Source organism: Rhodococcus opacus (genome assembly GCF_012396235.1).
GTDB lineage: Bacteria > Actinomycetota > Actinomycetes > Mycobacteriales > Mycobacteriaceae > Rhodococcus_F > Rhodococcus_F opacus.
This window is the reverse complement of sequence record NZ_JAAXPA010000006.1, coordinates 152,174-169,131: the sequence shown is the minus strand read 5'-3', so window position 1 is coordinate 169,131 and position 16,958 is coordinate 152,174. Positions and strand designations below refer to the sequence as shown.

General features: G+C 66.5%; 16 protein-coding genes. 12 read left to right on the top strand and 4 right to left on the bottom strand.

Annotation, left to right across the window (positions count from 1 at the left end):
• Nucleotides 1–39 precede the first annotated feature (39 nt).
• Nucleotides 40–789: an SDR family NAD(P)-dependent oxidoreductase gene (locus HGB39_RS10115; RefSeq protein WP_005570202.1), complete on the bottom strand. Its 750-nt coding sequence runs from the start codon at nt 787–789 to the stop codon at nt 40–42.
• A gap of 40 nt (nt 790–829) precedes the next feature.
• A complete protein-coding gene (locus HGB39_RS10110; RefSeq protein WP_005570201.1) occupies nt 830–2,950 on the bottom strand; it encodes an acetate--CoA ligase family protein in 2,121 nt (706 codons plus the stop codon).
• Between the two features lie 131 nt (nt 2,951–3,081).
• On the opposite strand from HGB39_RS10110, the gene HGB39_RS10105 reads away from it, so the two are divergent.
• The 3 genes from HGB39_RS10105 (at nt 3,082) to HGB39_RS10095 (ending at nt 7,293) form a co-directional block, all read left to right on the top strand.
• Nucleotides 3,082–3,972, top strand: a complete 891-nt coding sequence (locus tag HGB39_RS10105) for a LysR substrate-binding domain-containing protein (RefSeq protein WP_005254044.1) — start codon at nt 3,082–3,084, stop codon at nt 3,970–3,972.
• An 82-nt stretch (nt 3,973–4,054) separates the two neighbouring features.
• Entirely contained in the window at nt 4,055–5,998 is a 1,944-nt protein-coding gene (locus tag HGB39_RS10100) for an acyl-CoA thioesterase/bile acid-CoA:amino acid N-acyltransferase family protein (RefSeq protein WP_064080066.1), read from the top strand.
• Nucleotides 5,998–7,293, top strand: a complete 1,296-nt coding sequence (locus HGB39_RS10095; protein WP_064080065.1) for a type I glutamate--ammonia ligase — start codon at nt 5,998–6,000, stop codon at nt 7,291–7,293. Before HGB39_RS10100 ends, HGB39_RS10095 begins: the two co-directional genes overlap by 1 nt.
• Nucleotide 7,294: 1 nt before the next feature.
• On the opposite strand, the gene HGB39_RS10090 is transcribed toward HGB39_RS10095, so the two are convergent.
• On the bottom strand, nt 7,295–8,515 hold the full coding sequence (locus HGB39_RS10090; protein ID WP_005252532.1) for a fatty acid desaturase family protein: 1,221 nt from the start codon (nt 8,513–8,515) through the stop codon (nt 7,295–7,297).
• A 194-nt stretch (nt 8,516–8,709) separates the two neighbouring features.
• On the opposite strand from HGB39_RS10090, the gene HGB39_RS10085 reads away from it, so the two are divergent.
• The 6 genes from HGB39_RS10085 to HGB39_RS10060 all read left to right on the top strand — a co-directional run bounded on the left by HGB39_RS10085 (nt 8,710) and on the right by HGB39_RS10060 (nt 13,701).
• Nucleotides 8,710–9,114: a hypothetical protein gene (locus HGB39_RS10085; RefSeq protein ID WP_005564495.1), complete on the top strand. Its 405-nt coding sequence runs from the start codon at nt 8,710–8,712 to the stop codon at nt 9,112–9,114.
• Nucleotides 9,111–11,462 (top strand): WXG100 family type VII secretion target, encoded by a 2,352-nt coding sequence (locus tag HGB39_RS10080; RefSeq protein ID WP_005564497.1) that lies wholly within the window; start codon nt 9,111–9,113, stop codon nt 11,460–11,462. Before HGB39_RS10085 ends, HGB39_RS10080 begins: the two co-directional genes overlap by 4 nt.
• 17 nt (nt 11,463–11,479) lie before the next feature.
• Nucleotides 11,480–12,202, top strand: coding sequence for a hypothetical protein (locus HGB39_RS10075; protein WP_005564498.1), 723 nt, complete (start codon nt 11,480–11,482; stop codon nt 12,200–12,202).
• 99 nt (nt 12,203–12,301) lie between these two features.
• Nucleotides 12,302–12,781: a MaoC/PaaZ C-terminal domain-containing protein gene (locus HGB39_RS10070; protein ID WP_005564499.1), complete on the top strand. Its 480-nt coding sequence runs from the start codon at nt 12,302–12,304 to the stop codon at nt 12,779–12,781.
• A 96-nt stretch (nt 12,782–12,877) separates the two neighbouring features.
• The gene (locus HGB39_RS10065) at nt 12,878–13,201 is read left to right on the top strand and encodes a hypothetical protein (protein ID WP_043788671.1); all 324 of its coding nucleotides are present in this window, start codon (nt 12,878–12,880) and stop codon (nt 13,199–13,201) included.
• A gap of 167 nt (nt 13,202–13,368) precedes the next feature.
• On the top strand, nt 13,369–13,701 hold the full coding sequence (locus HGB39_RS10060) for a hypothetical protein (protein ID WP_005252545.1): 333 nt from the start codon (nt 13,369–13,371) through the stop codon (nt 13,699–13,701).
• 55 nt (nt 13,702–13,756) lie between these two features.
• Here the strand turns inward: HGB39_RS10060 and HGB39_RS10055 are convergent, their stop codons facing one another.
• Nucleotides 13,757–14,119, bottom strand: coding sequence for a VOC family protein (locus HGB39_RS10055; RefSeq protein ID WP_054245693.1), 363 nt, complete (start codon nt 14,117–14,119; stop codon nt 13,757–13,759).
• A 224-nt stretch (nt 14,120–14,343) separates the two neighbouring features.
• On the opposite strand from HGB39_RS10055, the gene HGB39_RS10050 reads away from it, so the two are divergent.
• The 3 genes from HGB39_RS10050 (at nt 14,344) to HGB39_RS10040 (ending at nt 16,930) form a co-directional block, all read left to right on the top strand.
• Nucleotides 14,344–15,312, top strand: a complete 969-nt coding sequence (locus HGB39_RS10050; RefSeq protein WP_240482693.1) for a glycoside hydrolase family protein — start codon at nt 14,344–14,346, stop codon at nt 15,310–15,312.
• A gap of 442 nt (nt 15,313–15,754) precedes the next feature.
• Nucleotides 15,755–16,456, top strand: coding sequence for an alpha/beta fold hydrolase (locus HGB39_RS10045; protein ID WP_005254054.1), 702 nt, complete (start codon nt 15,755–15,757; stop codon nt 16,454–16,456).
• 33 nt (nt 16,457–16,489) lie between these two features.
• Nucleotides 16,490–16,930 (top strand): SRPBCC family protein, encoded by a 441-nt coding sequence (locus tag HGB39_RS10040; RefSeq protein WP_005252560.1) that lies wholly within the window; start codon nt 16,490–16,492, stop codon nt 16,928–16,930.
• Nucleotides 16,931–16,958 lie beyond the last annotated feature (28 nt).

Sequence of the window (16,958 nt, the reverse complement as noted above, 5' to 3'; positions counted from 1 at the left end):
TCTCCGAGGTCGAGGGGTGGGGGAGGAAGTCGAGTCGGGTCAGCCGAACCGGCCGCCGGTCACGTGCAGCGTTTCGCCGCTGACGAAGCTCGCGCGTTCGGACGCGAGGAAGGCGACGGCGTCGGCGATGTCCTCGGGCGTCCCCACGCGGCGCAGGGGTGTGCTCTCGATCGCCTTGTCCTTGATCTTCTCGAAGTGTCCGAGCGAGCGGACCGCCTCCGTGGCAACGAAACCGGGCGCGACGGCGTTCACGGTGATTCCGAACCGGCCCTCTTCGAGTGCGAGTGCGCGGGTGAGCCCGAGGAGGCCGGCCTTCGCGCTGGCGTAGTTGGCCTGACCGGGGTTGCCGAAGTGGGCGCGTGAGGAGATGTTGACGATCCGGCCCCACCGCTGCTCGATCAGATACGGCAAGACCGATTTGCAGGTGAAGTAGGCGCCTTTGAGGATTACGTCGACGACGTCGTCCCAGTCGCTTTCGCTCATCTTGGTGAGAACGCCGTCGCGCGGAAACCCGGCGTTGTTGACCAGGATGTGGATTCCGCCGAAGCGGTCGACTGTCTCCACGACCAGAGCGTCGACGTCGGTGGACTTGGTGATGTCGCCGCGGATGCTGTGCGCGCTGTGGCCCTGCGCGACGATATCCTTGGCGGTCAGTGCCGCTGCCTCCCCGTCGATGTCGGTGACGACGACGTGCGCGCCCTCCGCGGCGAGCCTTCGGGCGGTGGCTTCGCCGAGTCCGCGGGCCGAGCCGGTGACGATGGCGACCTTGCCGGTCAGTTCCAGATCCATGGGATTGCTCCTGCCTTCGTTGTCGGGGTGATGCCTGTGATCACGAGGTGGTCCGCACCGTGATCAGTGCGTCGAGGGCGAGCGCGCCGCGGCCCTCCTCGAGAATCAGCACCGGGTTGAGGTCGAGGGAGTCGAGTTGGTCGGCGTGGGTGACGGCGAACCTCGACACGGCGACCAGGAGGTCCGCGAGCGCGTCGACATCCGCGGGGGCAGCACCGCGAAACCCCGTGAGAAGGGGATAACCCTTGATCTCCCGGATCAGATTCACAGCTTCGGCGTGGTCGAGTTCACCGACGCGGAACGCGACGTCGCGGAACAATTCGGCCTGCATGCCACCGAGCCCGAACATGACGGTGGGGCCGAAGGCGGGATCGTTGGTCACGCCCACGATGGTTTCGACACCCTTCGGGCACATCACGCCGAGGAGCACACCCTCGATGCGGGCACCGGGCACCGCTGCGTTCGCGCGTTCGAGAAGCGTCAGATAAGCCGCGCTCGCCTGGGCCTCGTCCTCGACGTCGAGGATGACACCACCGATCTCCGTCTTGTGTGCGATGTCGGGCGAGACGATCTTCATGACCAGGGGGAAACCGAGATCGGCGGCCGCCTTCGCGACGTCGTCGGGGTGGGTGACCACGGTCGAGGCGGGGAAGGGGATGCCGGCGTCGGCCAGGATCTGCTGGGCGGCGTGTTCCGACAACGGCTCTCCGCCGAGGTCGACTCGCGTGGTGCGCTTTCGGTGGCTGGCTATCGGGGTGTCGAAATGCTCGACGAAGTATGCGAGGGCGGCGAGCGCGGTGACGGCACGCTCGGAGTCGTCGAAGACGAGGAAGCCGTCGCTCTCGTACGCCCGGACCACCTCGGGGCGCGCCTCCATGCACAGCGCCGTCGGACGGTCGAGGAATTCCCTCGTCCCCGCTCCGATGGCCGTGCGGATCTCCGCGCCGTAGGTGAGGGAGTCGGGCAGCATGGTGAACGATCCGATGATGCTGTCGTAGCCGCCGTCGGAGTACATGACGTCGAATGTCTTGGTGATCAGGCTCATGTCGTTGAGCCAGCCGGCGGTGGTGTCGCAGGGATTGTCGTCGCTGCCCATCGGATTGAGCGCGCGGAGTTTCGCCCGCCCCGATTCGGCGAGGGGCGTGACTTCGAGGACGCCGCGTTCGGCGGCGTCGCACAGCTGCACACCGAAACCGCCCGAGACGGTGATGATTCCGAGGCTGCGGCCGGACGGAAAGCGTCCGCGGACGGCGGCGTAGGCGACATCCACCTGTTCCTGCGTGGTCTGCGCGCGGTAGACACCGTATTGCGCGCAGAGTCCGTCGAACACCGCGTCGGCGCCGGCGAGACTCGCCGTGTGGGATTGTGCGGCGGTCGCGCCTGCCGCGGACTGCCCGACCTTCATGAACACGACAGGCTTGCGGTGATCGTGTGCGGCGCGCAGTGCGGCCCGGAACGAGTCGCCGTCGCGGATTCCCTCGGCGTATGCCAGGATCACGCTCACGTCGTCCTGGAGGGCGAGCCAGTGGATGCAGTCCGCGACGTCGGTGCCCGCCTCGTTGCCGGTGGACACCCAGTAGCCGACACCGATTCCACGCTTCTCGCACAGATACGCGAGATGCCCCCCGTAGGCGCCACTTTGGCTGACGATGGCTGCGCCACCCGGAGTCGGCAGGGCTTTGTCGAACGCGCTGCTGAACGTGCCCGTGAATCCGCTGTCGGTGTGGAGCAACCCGAGGCAGTTGGGGCCGAACAGCCGGATGTTGCCCGCCGCTGCGATGGCGGCGAGCCGGTCCTGCAGCGCACCGCCGTCAGACCCGGTCTCGGCGAAGCCCGCCGCGTAGACGACCGCCGCGCCGACGCCGTGTTCGACGCAGTCGGTGAGGGCGTCCTCGAGCAGTCGCGACGGAAGGGCGATCAACGCGATGTCGGGGGTCCGGGGGACGTCGGCGAGGGTGGGATAGGCGCGGAGCCCCTGCACCGTGGCGCGGCGGTGGTTGACCGGGTAGATCTCCCCGCGATAGCCGGCGCGGATCAGGTAGTGCAGGGCGCGCCCGGAGATGCGAGTCGCGTCGTCGGACGCGCCGATGACCGCGACGGATCGGGGGCGGAACGCCTTCTCGAAATTGGCGAGTGCGGGAACGTTGTTCGCAGGTGTCATAGAGGGCCTCGGCGGTGATGTGGGGGACGAATGCTCGAAGACTGTTGTCTGAGTCACAGTGCCGACGGGGATGTGTTTAATACAAGGGAAGCGCATTGATCGGCATCACTTGATTCGGATGGGATATCACCGTGGACCTACGTCAGCTGCAGCAATTCGTCGCCGTCGCCGACACCCTGAACTTCCGCGCGGCAGCGGAACGCCTGCATATGACGCAGCCGCCGCTGTCCGTGTCGATCCGCAAACTCGAAGAGGAGATCGGCGCGGAACTGTTCGTCCGGTCCACCCACCGGGTGCGGTTGACCACGGCGGGAGAGGCAGCGCTGACCGATGCCCGGGCCGCGCTCTTCCACGCCGAGGAAGTGGCCAGGGTCGCGCGGTCCACGGCGCACGGATTCAGCGGCGGGCTGCGCGTGGGCTTCGTCGGTTCCGCCAAGAACATCCTGCTCCCGCGGCTGCTGCCGGCATTCCAGAAGCAGTATCCGGACATCGTGTTGAAGTTCTCGGAGCTCACCAACGCCGAACTGATCGACTCGCTCGAGCAGAATCACCTCGACGTCGGGATCGTGCGCTCACCGCTGTCCCGGCGCAGCGACATCCGCAACATCACCGTGGAACGTGATCACTTCGTCGTCGCGCTTCCCGTGCGACACCGGTTGGCGGCAAAGGAGGGGGTCTCGCTCGACGACCTGCGCGACGAGCCGTTCATCGACTACACGACATCGGGGCTGCCCGGGCTGCATGCGCTGACCTCGATCCTGTTCGAGGAGGCGAAGTTCTCGCCGCGAGTCACCCAGGAGGCAGTGCAGGTGCAGACGGTGCTGTTTCTGGTGGAGAGTGGCTTCGGCTGGGCGCTCGTCCCGTCGAGTTCGTCGAAGCGTGCCGGCTCCGGTGTGCGGTTCCGGCCGCTCGTTCCCGCAGCGCTGCGCCCGGCGATCGGTTTGGCGGTGGCGTACAACCCGACGTTCGCCGGGGTCACGGTGCAACGCTTCTGCGAACTGGCGGAATCGCTCGCGCATTGACCCGCACCGACCTTCGGTGAATCGGCATCCCGCGCCCGCCCGAGGGCCGACAATATGGTGAGTCGACCAGTGGGGCAGGGCAATGGGATTCATCATCGGATTCGCACCGTGGATCGTCTACTGGATCCTGGTGGGCAACACGGGATTCGTCGCTGCCGTCGCGATCGCGTTCGGAATTGCGGCGGTAGGCCAGGTGTTGCAACGGTTGCGGGGCCAGCCGTGGCGGACCCTCGAGGTCGGCACCGTCGCCGTCTTCGCACTGTTGCTGATCGCGGCACTCACCCTGGACGACGCCGTCCTCGAACGCTGGCTTCAGCCGCTGAGCAACTTCGGGTTGTTCGCGATCGCGGCGGTGGGCGCTCTGATCGGGCGGCCGTTCGTGCGCGAGTACGCGGCGGCAACCGTGGACGCCCGGACGGCGGCGAGCGGCGGATTCCGATACATCACCACGGCCATGACGTGGATGTGGGTGGCCGCGTTCGGACTGATGACCGTGTTCTCGCTGATCCCACCCATCGTCGACGGCGACGCCACCATGCGCGACGCCGGCGACACCCTGTCCGTCGTCTGCTACTGGGTGCTGCCGTTCACCCTCATGGGCGTCGCGGGCCTCGTGTCCGCGGTGTTCCCCGGATGGTTCGAGAAGCGGTCGCAGCTGCTGGAGACCCACACTTCGGCGGAGCCCGCGGTAACCGAGCAGCCCGCGCCGGCCGCGGACCTGTCGGCAGGGTCCCTCGAACTCGACGTTCCGGCGTCGTCGCGTCACGACGAGGCGTTCTCGCTGATCGTCCGCGGCGCCCGGCCCGGATCGTCGGTGACCGTCCGCACCACCGGAACCGACCTGTTCGGTGGACAGTGGCGGGCGGAGGCCACGTTCACCGTCCCGGCCGACGGAATCGTCGACGTCGCCGGACAGGTTCCGGACCACGGTGACTGGGACGTGGCGGACGCCGACGCGCCGCTGTGGGCCATGCGTTTCGTGTCCGAAGGCCGGGTTCCCGACCTCTTCGTGCCGCCGCCCGACGCCTGGCTGGTCACCGTCGAGGCGGGCACTCCGGACGGAACGTCGCGGCGGACGGTGACGCGTCACGTGAGCGCCCCGGGAGTGTCCGTCCGTTCCCTCGATGTCGGCGACCGACCGGCGCTGCTCGCACTGCCCGCCGGCGACGCTCCGAGCGGCGGTTGGCCGGGCGTCGCCTGCTTCGGCGGCTCGGAGGGCGGCGTCGACTCCCAACGTTCCACCGTCGGAATGCTGGCTGCCAACGGGTATGCCGCACTGGCCTATTCGTGGGTGGACGAATCGAACACCGACGCGACGCTGGTGAACGTTCCGCTCGAGCGGTTCACGTCCGCGGTCGAGGCTCTCGGTGCGCAGCCGTCGGTGGACGCGAATCGCGTGACCGCGATGGCCATTTCGCGGGGTGCGGAGGGCCTGTTGGCGTCTGCGTGCGTCGGCGACCTCCCCGTCGCCGGGCTGATCCTGATCAGCCCGAGTTCGGTGTCGTGGCAGGCGATCGGCCCCGACGGCGAGGTCGCCGACACCCCGTCGTGGACGTGGAACGGCCGGCCCGTGCCGTGGGCGCCGCTGCCGGGTGGGATGCTGATGCCCCAGCTGATCCGCAACGCGTGGCGGGCGCACCAGGACGTCACCGCGCACCGCCCGAGCCTGCTGCGCCTGGGTGCCGCCTACCGGGCCGGGCTCGCGGCCGCACCGGCCGAGGCGACGCTGCGGTCCGAACGGGCGACCGCGCCGGTGCTGTGTCTGACCGGTGCGGACGACCAGTTGTGGCCGTCGGACGAGATGGCCACGGCAGTTCTCGGGCGTCGATCCGGCACCCGCGACGAACACCGGACGTTCGACGGCGCCGGCCACCTCCTCCGCCTCGGAATGTTCCCCGCCGACGCGCAATGGACCGGCGGCATCGCGTTCGGCGGCGGGGGCGCAGGTCAGGGCCGTGCGCAACGCGAATCGGTGCACAGCGTGCTCGGGTTCCTCGCGCGGACCACCGCAGTGGCGAGGGCCTGATGCCCGGCGCGGAGGATGGTTTCTGCCACACGGACCGCATCGTCGGCTCGATCGTCGACATGGCCGGGGTCTCCCGGGCGAAGGTGCTGCCGATCTCGAGACTGCCCACCTTCGTCGACTCCGGAGCAGGCGCATCGCCGAGCTGGACTGTGTTCTGCGTCGACGACCACCTCGCATTCACGCCATCCTTCTCCGTCGTCGGCGACCTCCGGCTGCGGATCGACGGCGACGACGTGCGAGACCTGGGCAACGGCACGTACTGGGCGCCGGCGTGCCTGACCGAGCAGGACGGGACGCCGTCGCTCGCCTGCACCCGGTACGCGCTGCGGCGGGTGACGGCGCGGCTGGCGGAGTCCGGGCTGACCGCACGAATCGGCCACGAGATCGAGTTCGCGCTGTTCGACGCGGCGACCACGGAAGAATGGTCCGCCTACGGCCTCAATGCCGTTCTCACGCAAGAAGAATTCATCGAGCGCCTGCTCGCGGCGGCGTCGACGGCCGCCCTGCCGATCGAACAGGTCCACGCCGAGGCCGGGCTCGGCCAATTCGAGGTGTCGCTCGCCCCCGCGGATCCCGTCGAGGCGGCCGACAACGCGGTGCTGGCCCGCGCCCTGATCAGCCGGATCGCACGCGCCCAGGGACTGCGGGCGTCGTTCTCACCCATGCCCGTCGCGGGCGGGGCGGGTAATGGTGCCCACCAGCACGTGTCGTTCACCGAGGGTGACCTGCCGATCCTGTCGGGAGGCCCGGGCCCGCACGGACTGACTCCTGCCGGTGGCGCCGCGGTCGCCGGGATTCTGCGGGCGCTACCCGAGTTCACGGCCGTTCTCGCCGGATCGGCGCTGTCGCACCTGCGGTTGCGCCCGGGCATGTGGTCGGGCGTGTTCCGCTGCTGGGGCCTGGAGAACCGCGAGGCAGCCGTTCGCCTCTGCGCGGACACCGCCGGGAACCCGCACGGCGCGAACCTGGAGATCAAACCCATCGACCCGTCCGCGAACCCGTATCTGAGCAGCGCCGCCATTCTCGGCGCCGCGCACGACGGCATCGCCGGTGCGCTTCCCCTCCCGGACGAGGTGTCGGTCGATCCCGCGGACCTGACCGGCGCCGTGGATCTCCTCCCGACCCTGCCGTCCGACGTGCTCGGAGCGTTCGAGTCGTCGGCGCTCGCGCGCGACCTGTTCGGACCGCTGATCATGGAAGCGCTCGCGGCGGTCAAGGGTTACGAGCACGCCGAATACCGGGAGAAACCGGTCGACGAGGTCGCGCAACGCTTCCGATACGCGTGGACGTCCTGAGTCAGTTGCGGATCATCGCCAGCGCCGTACGCAGTCCGCGCCGCTTCCCGGTCGCAGGGTCGACGCCGAACACTTCCTTCATCCCGCCCCGGATGCGGAAGCGGAGTTCCGAGGCCGTCTCCGGTGCGTCGTCCGCGGACGCCGACAGGAAGCGGTTGGGCAGGGCGAGCTTGAAGATGGTGCGGAGGGTGAGTCCGTACTGGTGGGGCAGCGAACCCGTCGTATAGGGGAGGTCGTACTTGTCGCACAGTTCCCGCATCTTCACGCCGATCTCGGCGTAGCGGTTACTGGGCAGGTCGGGAAACGCATGGTGCTCGATCTGGTAGCAGAGGTTGCCACTCATGAACGCCAGCACCGGGCCGGCGTTGAAGTTGGCGGAGCCCAGCATCTGGCGCAGATACCACTCGGCCTTGGTTTCCTTCTCGAATTCCTCCTTGGTGAACTTCTCCGCGCCGTCCGGGAAGTGGCCGCAGAAGATGACACCGTAGGCCCACAGGTTGCGGATCACGTTGGCGGTGATGTTCGCTGTCAGCGTGCTCTTCCATGCCGGGCCGGTGAGCGCCGGGAACACCACATAGTCCTTGCCGACCTGCCGCGCGATCTTACGTCCCACCTCCTTCGCGTTGCGGAGGGTTTCGGCGCGGTCGTAGTCGCCGCGCCGGATGCTTTCCACGTCGAGGTGGTGCAGCGCGACACCCCACTCGAACAGCAACGCCAGCAGCACGTTGTAGAACGGCTGCGCCAGGTACACCGGCGACCACTTCTGGTCGCGGGTCATGCGCAGGATCCCGTAACCGACGTCGCTGTCGAGACCGACGATGTTGGTGAACTTGTGATGGACGTAGTTGTGCGAGTGCTTCCACCCCGACGACGGGCACGTGTTGTCCCACTCCCAGTTCGACGAGTGGATCTCGGGATCGTTCATCCAATCCCATTGGCCGTGAATGACATTGTGGCCGAGTTCCATGTTCTCGATGATCTTCGCCGCACCCATCAAGGCGGTACCCAGGATCCACGCCGGTCTCTTCCGGCTGCCGAACAGGACGACCCTGCCCGCGATCGCCAGCGACCGCTGCAGTTTGATCGTCCGGTCGATGTACCGCGCGTCGCGGGCGCCGCGGGACTCCTCGATGTCTGCCCGGATCGCATCGAGTTCCGCGCCCAGCGCCTCCACATCCGCATCGGTGAGGTGGCTGTACTCCTTGATATCGGTGATGGCCATCTGGTCTCGATACCCGGTTCACCCGATTCTCAATCTGCGAATCCGCCCAACCGTTGCACAACCGTGTTGTGGTCACACGTCCGTGTGACGGCGTCCGCTATTCTCTCCACGGTCGCCGAGCGTGTCGGTGACCCGGATCCGGGGGTGGATCTCGATGCGGCTATCAGGGGGAGATGTAGATGTCAGAGGGCGATATGACGTGGCCGGAAAGTGTCATTGCGTCGCTGGACGGGACCGGTGCGACGCAGCCTCCGCTGGCCGCCGTCCCCGGGCTGGCGCCGGTGCTCGGTGGACCGGACGTCGCGGTCGTCAAGGTCGATCCCGACATGCTGCGTGCGATGTCCACCGCTCTCGGCGCCATTGCGCGTGAGGTCGAGGCGTTGGGCGGCCGCCGGAGCTTCGAACACGCGGTGCGGGCCGTCGAGGGGTCCGACACCGCGGCGGCGTGCCAGGAAGCCGGCGACATGCTCGCCTCCGCGCTGGGAGTCGCGGCCAGTCGCATCGACGAGATGGCGTTCATCGCGGGTGGCGGGGCCGAGAACTACGAGGTCACCGACACGTCGTTCGCGTCGCAGCTGTCGGCGATGGGGGAGATGTGATTCCGCGTCGGTCGCAACTGCACGTCTGGAACCCGCGGGATCTGACACTGGCGGGCGAGGAGATCGGACGGACCGCCGAGGACACACGGGGCCGGGCGGACGACGTCCAGCGTGCTGTCGCAGATCTGGGCCGACACGACGACTGGCGCGGTCCGGCGCAGGCGGCCGCCGAGCAGAGGGCGAACAGTGAGCGCATGGAAATCCGCCGGCTCGCAGACGATCTGGAGGATCTGTCGAACGCGCTCGTCGGTGGGGCCGATCGCCTCGGCCATGCGCGGGACTACGTCGCCACCGTGATCGACAAGGCGGCAACCGACGGATTCACCGTCTCCGACGACTGGCAGATCGTCAGCCGGCCGACGACGATGAGCGAGGCCGAGGCCGCCGAGCATGCCGAGCTGATGGAGTACTGGCGCAGCCAACTCGGTGGAGCACTGACGGAACTCGACAATGCCGATCGGGACATGGCGACGGCGATCCGGGACGCGCTGCGCGCCGTGGCGGCGAGTGCCCCGGCGACCACGGGTCTGTCGGGGCACGAGGGCACCGCGCTGGGCGAGCAGGTGGTGCGAGGCGGTTCCGACATTCCGCAGGACGTCCGTGACCGTGTCGCCCGGGAGATCGCGGCGGCGGGACTTACTCCCGCACAAGTGCAGACGCTGGCCGACGGCGGCAAGGTCACCGATCTTCCACAGGGAACGATCGACTTCCTGCAGCAGTTCTATACCGCGGCCGGCAAGGACGGCTTCCTCGCCCTGTCCGAGCAGTACAGCGAGAACGGACGCACCGAGGCCGCGAGCGCGCTGTCCAACGGCCTCGCTGTGGTGTCGAACTACAACGTCGGCAGTGCCAGCGGCGACGTCGGCGGTCAGAGCCACATTCCGGAAAGCCTTCGAGGACTGTTCGAGGGACCGGTGACGTCGACCGGCAACCTGACGAAGGGCGCGCACGACGCACCGCAACCGTCGGTGGTCGTCAACAACGGCGACGACCTGGCACGATTCACCAAAGCCTTCGGTCTGGCGGACCCGGCCGTGCAGCAGGGCAGTGAGCTGAGCGAGAGCCTCCTCTCCCGTGCCGGGGAGATCGCCTCGGCCACCAACGACAAGAGCCTCCTGATCGGGGACTCCTTCGACCACAACGCTCTGGGCCGCGACAGCGTCGACACCCTCCTGCAGGACATGGTCGGCGTCGGTGGCCGCGACCATGCCGCCGTCCACAACATCCTGTCCGGCGACGGCATGCCGGCCGGCTACAACCGCGACGACGTCATCATGCCCCTGCTCCAACGCGATTGGGCCGACGGCGGCGAACAGAACGTCGCCGCGATGTTCGACTGGATCGCCGACGACGCCCGGCCCTCCGATCCGTCCGATCCCGGAGAAATGTTCCGGTCGCGACAAGCCGGCGAATCGGCATTCGGGCTCGCACAAATCCTCGCTGCGAAAGACGCCGAGCTACTCGACATCCCAGGGACGAAGGGGCAGGCAATCGGTGAAGTGAACCCCGACATCACGCAGGCGTTGGGCACAACGCTCGCCCCGTACATCGGCAATATGGTGGGGGTGCCCGAGTCCTTCACGGGAACCAACTCTTTCACCGGCCTGACGGGCCATGAGTACCTCCGACTCGAGGATGCGCCGAGAATATTCTCGGTGATCGATTCCAACGCCGACGGTGCCTCGTATTTCAATGCGCACGCCTTGGGGCTGTCTGCTCAATTGGAGCAGGCGTGGGCTGTCGACGGCCAGACACCGCAGAACCCCCACTACCAGTACGGGACGTGGGCAGGCAATCTTCAGGGCGTTGTGGACAAGGGGCTCGACCTCGAGTTCGCCGACCGACTCGGCGACGAAACATCCCAGAACGCTGCTGGTTTCGAAAGTAAGGGCGTTGCCTACGACACCATCAGAACAGTGATCGGCAAGGGCGTCGAGTTCATTCCTGTAGCGGGCCCTCTGATTTCAAGTGGTATCGATCTCGCCGACCCGTCGTTCAAGAGCGCGGTCATGGGTTCAATACCGGACAGCACGCTGCAGGCGAATGCGGATTTCGCCGACAACGCGTTGTTGACCAATCAGTACTACCAGATTGCATTGGGCCTTCAGGCTGCAAATGGGGGAGTACTGGATTCATATTCAGGGCTCGATCTATTTCGAGACGGTACTGACGGACCGCTGCTGCCATACGATCAAATTGCGGCTGAGAATCCGTATCAGCGGCTCCCTCTCCTGCAGTCGGGCTTGGCCGGATACTTGACGGACTCGGGATTGACGGGGCTGGGCCATTTTATTGATGCCTTGAACGCCGGCCGTGACCAAGTGAAAGACATGAGGTACGGGCAGTGAGGCGGCCGGTCTTCCCTATGATCGCGGCGATGTTGGTCATGTCGGCCTGCGGGACCGATGCAGCGAGCGAAGCACCGGAGCCGCCGGTGGTCGCGTCAGCGCTGTACTCCGTGCCCGGCAATGCCGCTTATAACTATCGCTGGTCGGCAGATCCGGGTATCGATTTGTTGACTCCCGAAGTGACGGTAATCAGGGCGTACGTCGAGTCCTACTACCTCACGGTCCGGGCGCTCACACCGGCTGCGGGATACCCGGGTTTCTCTGAAGCCGTGGACGAGCGTCTCCTGACCGACTACGGCAACCCCGATCAGCTGAAGAAGAGCCACTTTGTGGGAACGCAGTTTCAGCATCTGCTGTGGATGACGCCGACCGAGCGCGGTTGGTTTGCGACCGTGTGCACGGGCGATTATTCGGTAATGCGCGAAGGCCCAGACGGACGGTTCTTCAACGTCGGATCGACGAATATTGTTGCGGAAACCGTGGAGATCGAGGCGCCCGACGCGAGAGCTTTCAGTCAGTCGTCGGAAGGCCCCGAACGCGCTCCGGTCGCCGATGTCTTCGGGGGCTGGAAGGTGGTCGACCACGTATACAGTGCACGAAACCAAACGGCGTTCCTCGAATGTCGAAACCGGATGCCGGACGAGGCGTCGAATCGGCCGGCGAAGTGGGACCTCCCGCACGACACCCCCTACCCGACGCTTGCTCCGTATCCGGGCTGGCCGCGCTACGACGAGAACTGACGCCCTCTTCCCACCGTCGGCGGAAGGGCACTGTCACCGCCGCCGTCGTCCGGTCATATCCTCGACGTCAGCCTCCGTGTTCGGTGGAGGCGTGGGCGAATGATCGGACGGTTGGTAGTGGACAGCAAATGTGACGTCGTGTATGCGGACGACCTCCGGGCGGGCGAGAAGTTCGAGCTGGGCTCATACACGGTGACGGAGGAGGAACTGGTCGAGTTCGCGGGGCAGTGGGATCCGCAGTCCTTCCACATCGACCGCGAGTCTGCAGATGGCGGCTATTTCGGTGGGCTCATCGCGAGTGGTGTGCACACGATCGCGGTGTGCCAGCGACTGTCCGCGACCACTCTTTATGCAGGCTGGAGCGTTATTGCGGGGGTGCGGATGCGCGACGTCAACTTTCTCCGGCCGGTGAAGCCGGGTGATGTGCTCACCGGAAAGCTGGTCGTGGAGGATGTGGTGCCCGACGATCGCGGACGGGCCTTGGTGACCGTCGCGGCGGAGATTTTCAACGGATCCGGCAAGCAGGTCTTGACCTCGGTGACCGAGATGTACATGCGCTGCCGACCGGAAACCGACTGATCGTCGAATTTCTTGGACGAAACGCTCTCTTCGAGGATTGTTTTCCGGGTTTCTGGGTACCGCCCCGAAAGGCCAGGTAACCAACGGAGGGCAGTCATGAGAATGGGCAGGAGAGTGGCCGCGGTGGCGGTATTCGCGGCTTCGATCGGATTGGGAGCATCCGGTGTCGCCTGGGGCGGCAGTCTCGACTCGGCCGTGCCGGTGCGCCGGCCGGATGTCGTTCAGCCGATGCCACCCGGATTCCCGCAGAACGGTCCGATCGGATGCGACGACTGGGCGGAACCCTACGAGAACAACGTGCCGCAGTGGGGCACCGATCCGTACAACCAGTTCGACAACTGGTGCGACGGCCCCGAGGACAGCCTTTCCGCGCAGCAGCCGCCGGTCAATGACGAGCAGGGCCGGATCGTCAATCCCTGATTCGACGGTGAGTGTTCGCACGAGGCATGTGGGCGTCGTGTAGCCCGGTCGTGAACTGAAACCGACCGTCGGCCGAATTTCATTCACGAAATTCGCTCTTCGAGGATTGTTTACGTTGTCTTTGGGTACAGCCCTTAGGCAGCGTTATTCACCTATGGGAGGCAACGATGAAGGTCGGCTCGAGATTGGCTGCGGTCGCTGTGTTCGCGGCCTCGATCGGTTTGGGAACATCAGGTGTCGCCTGGGGTGACGCGCTCGACTCGGCAGTCGTACCGGTGCGCGCACCGGACACGGTTGCACCACTGCCTCCTGGTGTTCCGCCGACCGGCCCGGCCGGTTGCGACGACTGGGCGGAACCGTACGAGAACAACGTCCCGGCGTGGGGCACAGACCCGTACAACCAGTACGACAACTGGTGCGACGGACCCGAGGACGGTCTGCCGCAACCGGCCACCTACAGCGGTGACGAGGGTGGAGGCGACTCGCCGAACGAGCCGTAAACCGACCGATCCGAATCAGCGCGCCCCGGGAGTCTCCGTTCCGGGGCGCGCTGATTCAGTTGCCGGAGGGCGGTTCGTGCAGTCCGAAGGAGGAACCCTGGTCGTCGTGGCACAGCTTGAACCGCCCGAACTTCGCCACCGAATCGGGGTCTTCGCCCAGCTCCACGGCGTCGACAGTGCCGCCCAGCGCCAGTACCTGCTCGACCGCGGCGTCGAGGTCGGGCACCCGGAAGAAGACATACGGGCCGGCGCCCTCGTCGCCGCCGTGGATCCCGCCTGGGACGTTCGGTGTGTTGATGGAGTAGCCCGACCCGCCGGGCCCGGATTCGAATTCCCAGCCGAACAACGCCGAGTAGAACTTTCGGCCCTGCTCGGTGTTGGCCACACCCAATTCGAAGAATGACAGTTCGCCCGACATGAGCACTCCTCCGTCGACAGTGTCCCCGAGACGCTACGCCGAGATGCCGTCACGCATAAGGCTCGCGCGTAGACCGACCGCGCCGCAGGAGTATTGATCGCCGCTGCTGCGGGTGGCGCCCTCGGGTTCGTATACGGCGTCACTGCACGGCCGTCGATAACGATCCGCTGCCTGCGGCCAAAGTTACGCATGGTGCGCCTGCTGTGATAGATACTGCACCGGTGATGCTGCCCAAACGAACCTGCTTTTCCGCCATATCGATGGTGATGCTCGCTGTCGCAGGCTTGCTGGCCGCCGCCCCGGGGAGCAGCGGCGCCGCACCGCTCGCCTGGCGAACCACGATGGTGGCGTTCAGCAACGTCAGCGACCGCGACCTGGATGTATACGAGTCGGAGGACGGCACGGGGTTCCAACCCCTCCGACTGTCTGCATATCGGCCTCCGTCAGGGGTGGTGCGTGACCCGAGCATCTTCCGGCACACGGACGGGTTCTACTACCTCACCTACACGACGATCGACGGGGCGAACATCGGCTTCGCACGCAGCAGTGACCGCATGGACTGGAAGTTCCTTGGGGCCTGGCCGGTCCCGTTCTGCTGCGCCTTCCTGCCGGGCACGGGAGACGGAACGGGCTCAGCGAGCCCGCCGGGTTCCTCGGGGTCGGCCGGGTTCAGCGACGGACCGTCGCTGTCGCCGTTCACCACCAAGGCCTGGGCACCCGAATGGTTCGTGGACGGCGACCGGGTCAACGTCATCCTGTCGCTGTCGACCGGTGGTGGTTTCGTGCCGTATCTGATGACGGCGCTGGAACCATCGCTCAGGTTGTGGAGCCCGCCTGTTCCGCTCGCCGGGATCGGCGCGGACCATATCGACACCACCGTGGTCAAGGTGGGATCGACCTATCATGCGTTTACCAAGAACGAGACGAAGAAGGTCGTCGAGCATGCGGTCGCGTCGTCGGTGACGGGGCCCTATTCATTCGTCCCGCCCGGAAATTGGGGCTCGCTGGTGGAGGGTCCAGCCCTGGTTCAGTTGCCGAGTGGCGCCTGGCGGATCTATCTCGACGCCTATACCGAAGGAAAGTATCTCTATTCCGACAGCACGGATGGGCTGCGCACCTGGTCGCCTGTGCAAGAGCTTCCAGGCCTTTCCGGGACGGTGCGCCACGTCGGCGTGATGAGAGAGCCGGCATAACGACGACTCCCGCGACGCCGCCGATGGCGGCAACCTCGAAGCGCAACGACACCGATACCGCTGTGCGGAAGGGTTCACCGGGCGACCGGTGTTGAGCATGAACGTAACTCGTAGGTGAGTGGCGCAGCGTGCCGGGGTGCACATCGCCACTCGCGTGCGAAGGAGCTACCTCAGGCCGCCAGCTCGTCGGCGATCTCGATGTCGATTTCCTGTTCGGTCATTCCGCCGAAGAGATGGTTGGTGAACATGTCAGCTCAGTTCTCGTAACGTGTGGTGGATCCCGGCACGGTCGGACTTTCTTGTCCGACCTACTGGGTGTATCGCCCTCGGCGGCGCTTCCGTTTCACGACGAGCAGGTGAGGGGGCGCGCATTCGCGCGCACGTAGCGCTTAGGCTCGACTCGACCGTTCGTTCGTGTCCCGGAAACAGGAGATGAGTCGAGATGCCCGCAACCTTCGTTCTGCTGCCCGGCGCCGGCTCGGACTCGTGGTACTGGCACCGCGTCGCCCCGATCCTGGAGGGAAGCGGGCACTCGGTGATCGCCGTCGACCTTCCGTACGGCGACGACGACGCGGGCCAGTACGAGTTCGCCGACGTCGTCGTCGATGCGGTCGAGGACGTCGAGGGTTCGATCGTGCTGGTCGCGCAGTCCATGTCCGCGTTCACCGCGGCGATCGTCTGTCAGCGCGGTGAGGTCGACGTCGACCTGCTGGTTCTCCTGGCACCGATGCTGCCCGCGCCGGGGGAGGCACCCGGGCAGTGGTGGGAGACCACCGGTCAGCCGGAGGCGAAACGGGCGTTCGACGTGCTGGAGGGTCGCGACCCGGATGCGCCCGACGACCTGCGGGTGCTGTTCTTCCACGACGTGCCCGACGACGTCACCGAGGAGGCGTTCAGCCAGGAGGAGCCCGTCATGTCGAACACCCCGTTCGAGACGGTGTGGCAGGCGGACGGGTGGCCGCACGTGAAGACGCGGGTCGTCGCCGGGAGGCGCGATCGGCTGTTCCCGCTCGACTTCATGCAGCGGATCGTCCGGGAGCGGCTGGGCATCGCACCGGACGTCATCGACACCGGTCATCTGGCGGCACTCGCGCGCCCCGGCGAACTTGCTGCCATGCTGGAGCGCTACGCGTCCGAACTGTAGGGCATGTACAACCGACGAGAAGGAGAGCAATCGATGGCGTTGTCGGTATCGGGCGAGTTCGAGATCGAGGCGCCCCAGGAGCAGGTGATGGCTGCGCTGGCGGACGTCGAACGCATCCCCGAGTGGTCGGTGGTGCACAAGAAGGTGGTCGTCGAGTCCCGATTCGACGACGGACGCCCCCGCACCGTGCGGATGACGCTCGCCGTCCTCGGGGTCGCGGACACGCAGCTGGCCGAGCACAAGTGGCTCGGGGACGAGCAGATGTCGTGGACGCTCCTCGAGAGCGAGAAGCAGAAGTGCCAGGAGGGCGAGTATCGGCTGACCCCCACCCCGCGCGGGACGTCGGTGCACCTCACCATGTCGGTCGAGCCGAAGGTGTGGGTGCCGAAGTCCGTGCTGCGTCAGGGGCAGAAGCAGGCCGTGCGATTGATCCGCAAGGGATTCACCAAGTTCGTTCTCGAGAACTATGTCTGAGTCGGGGTCCGCGCGTGCTGCGCGGACA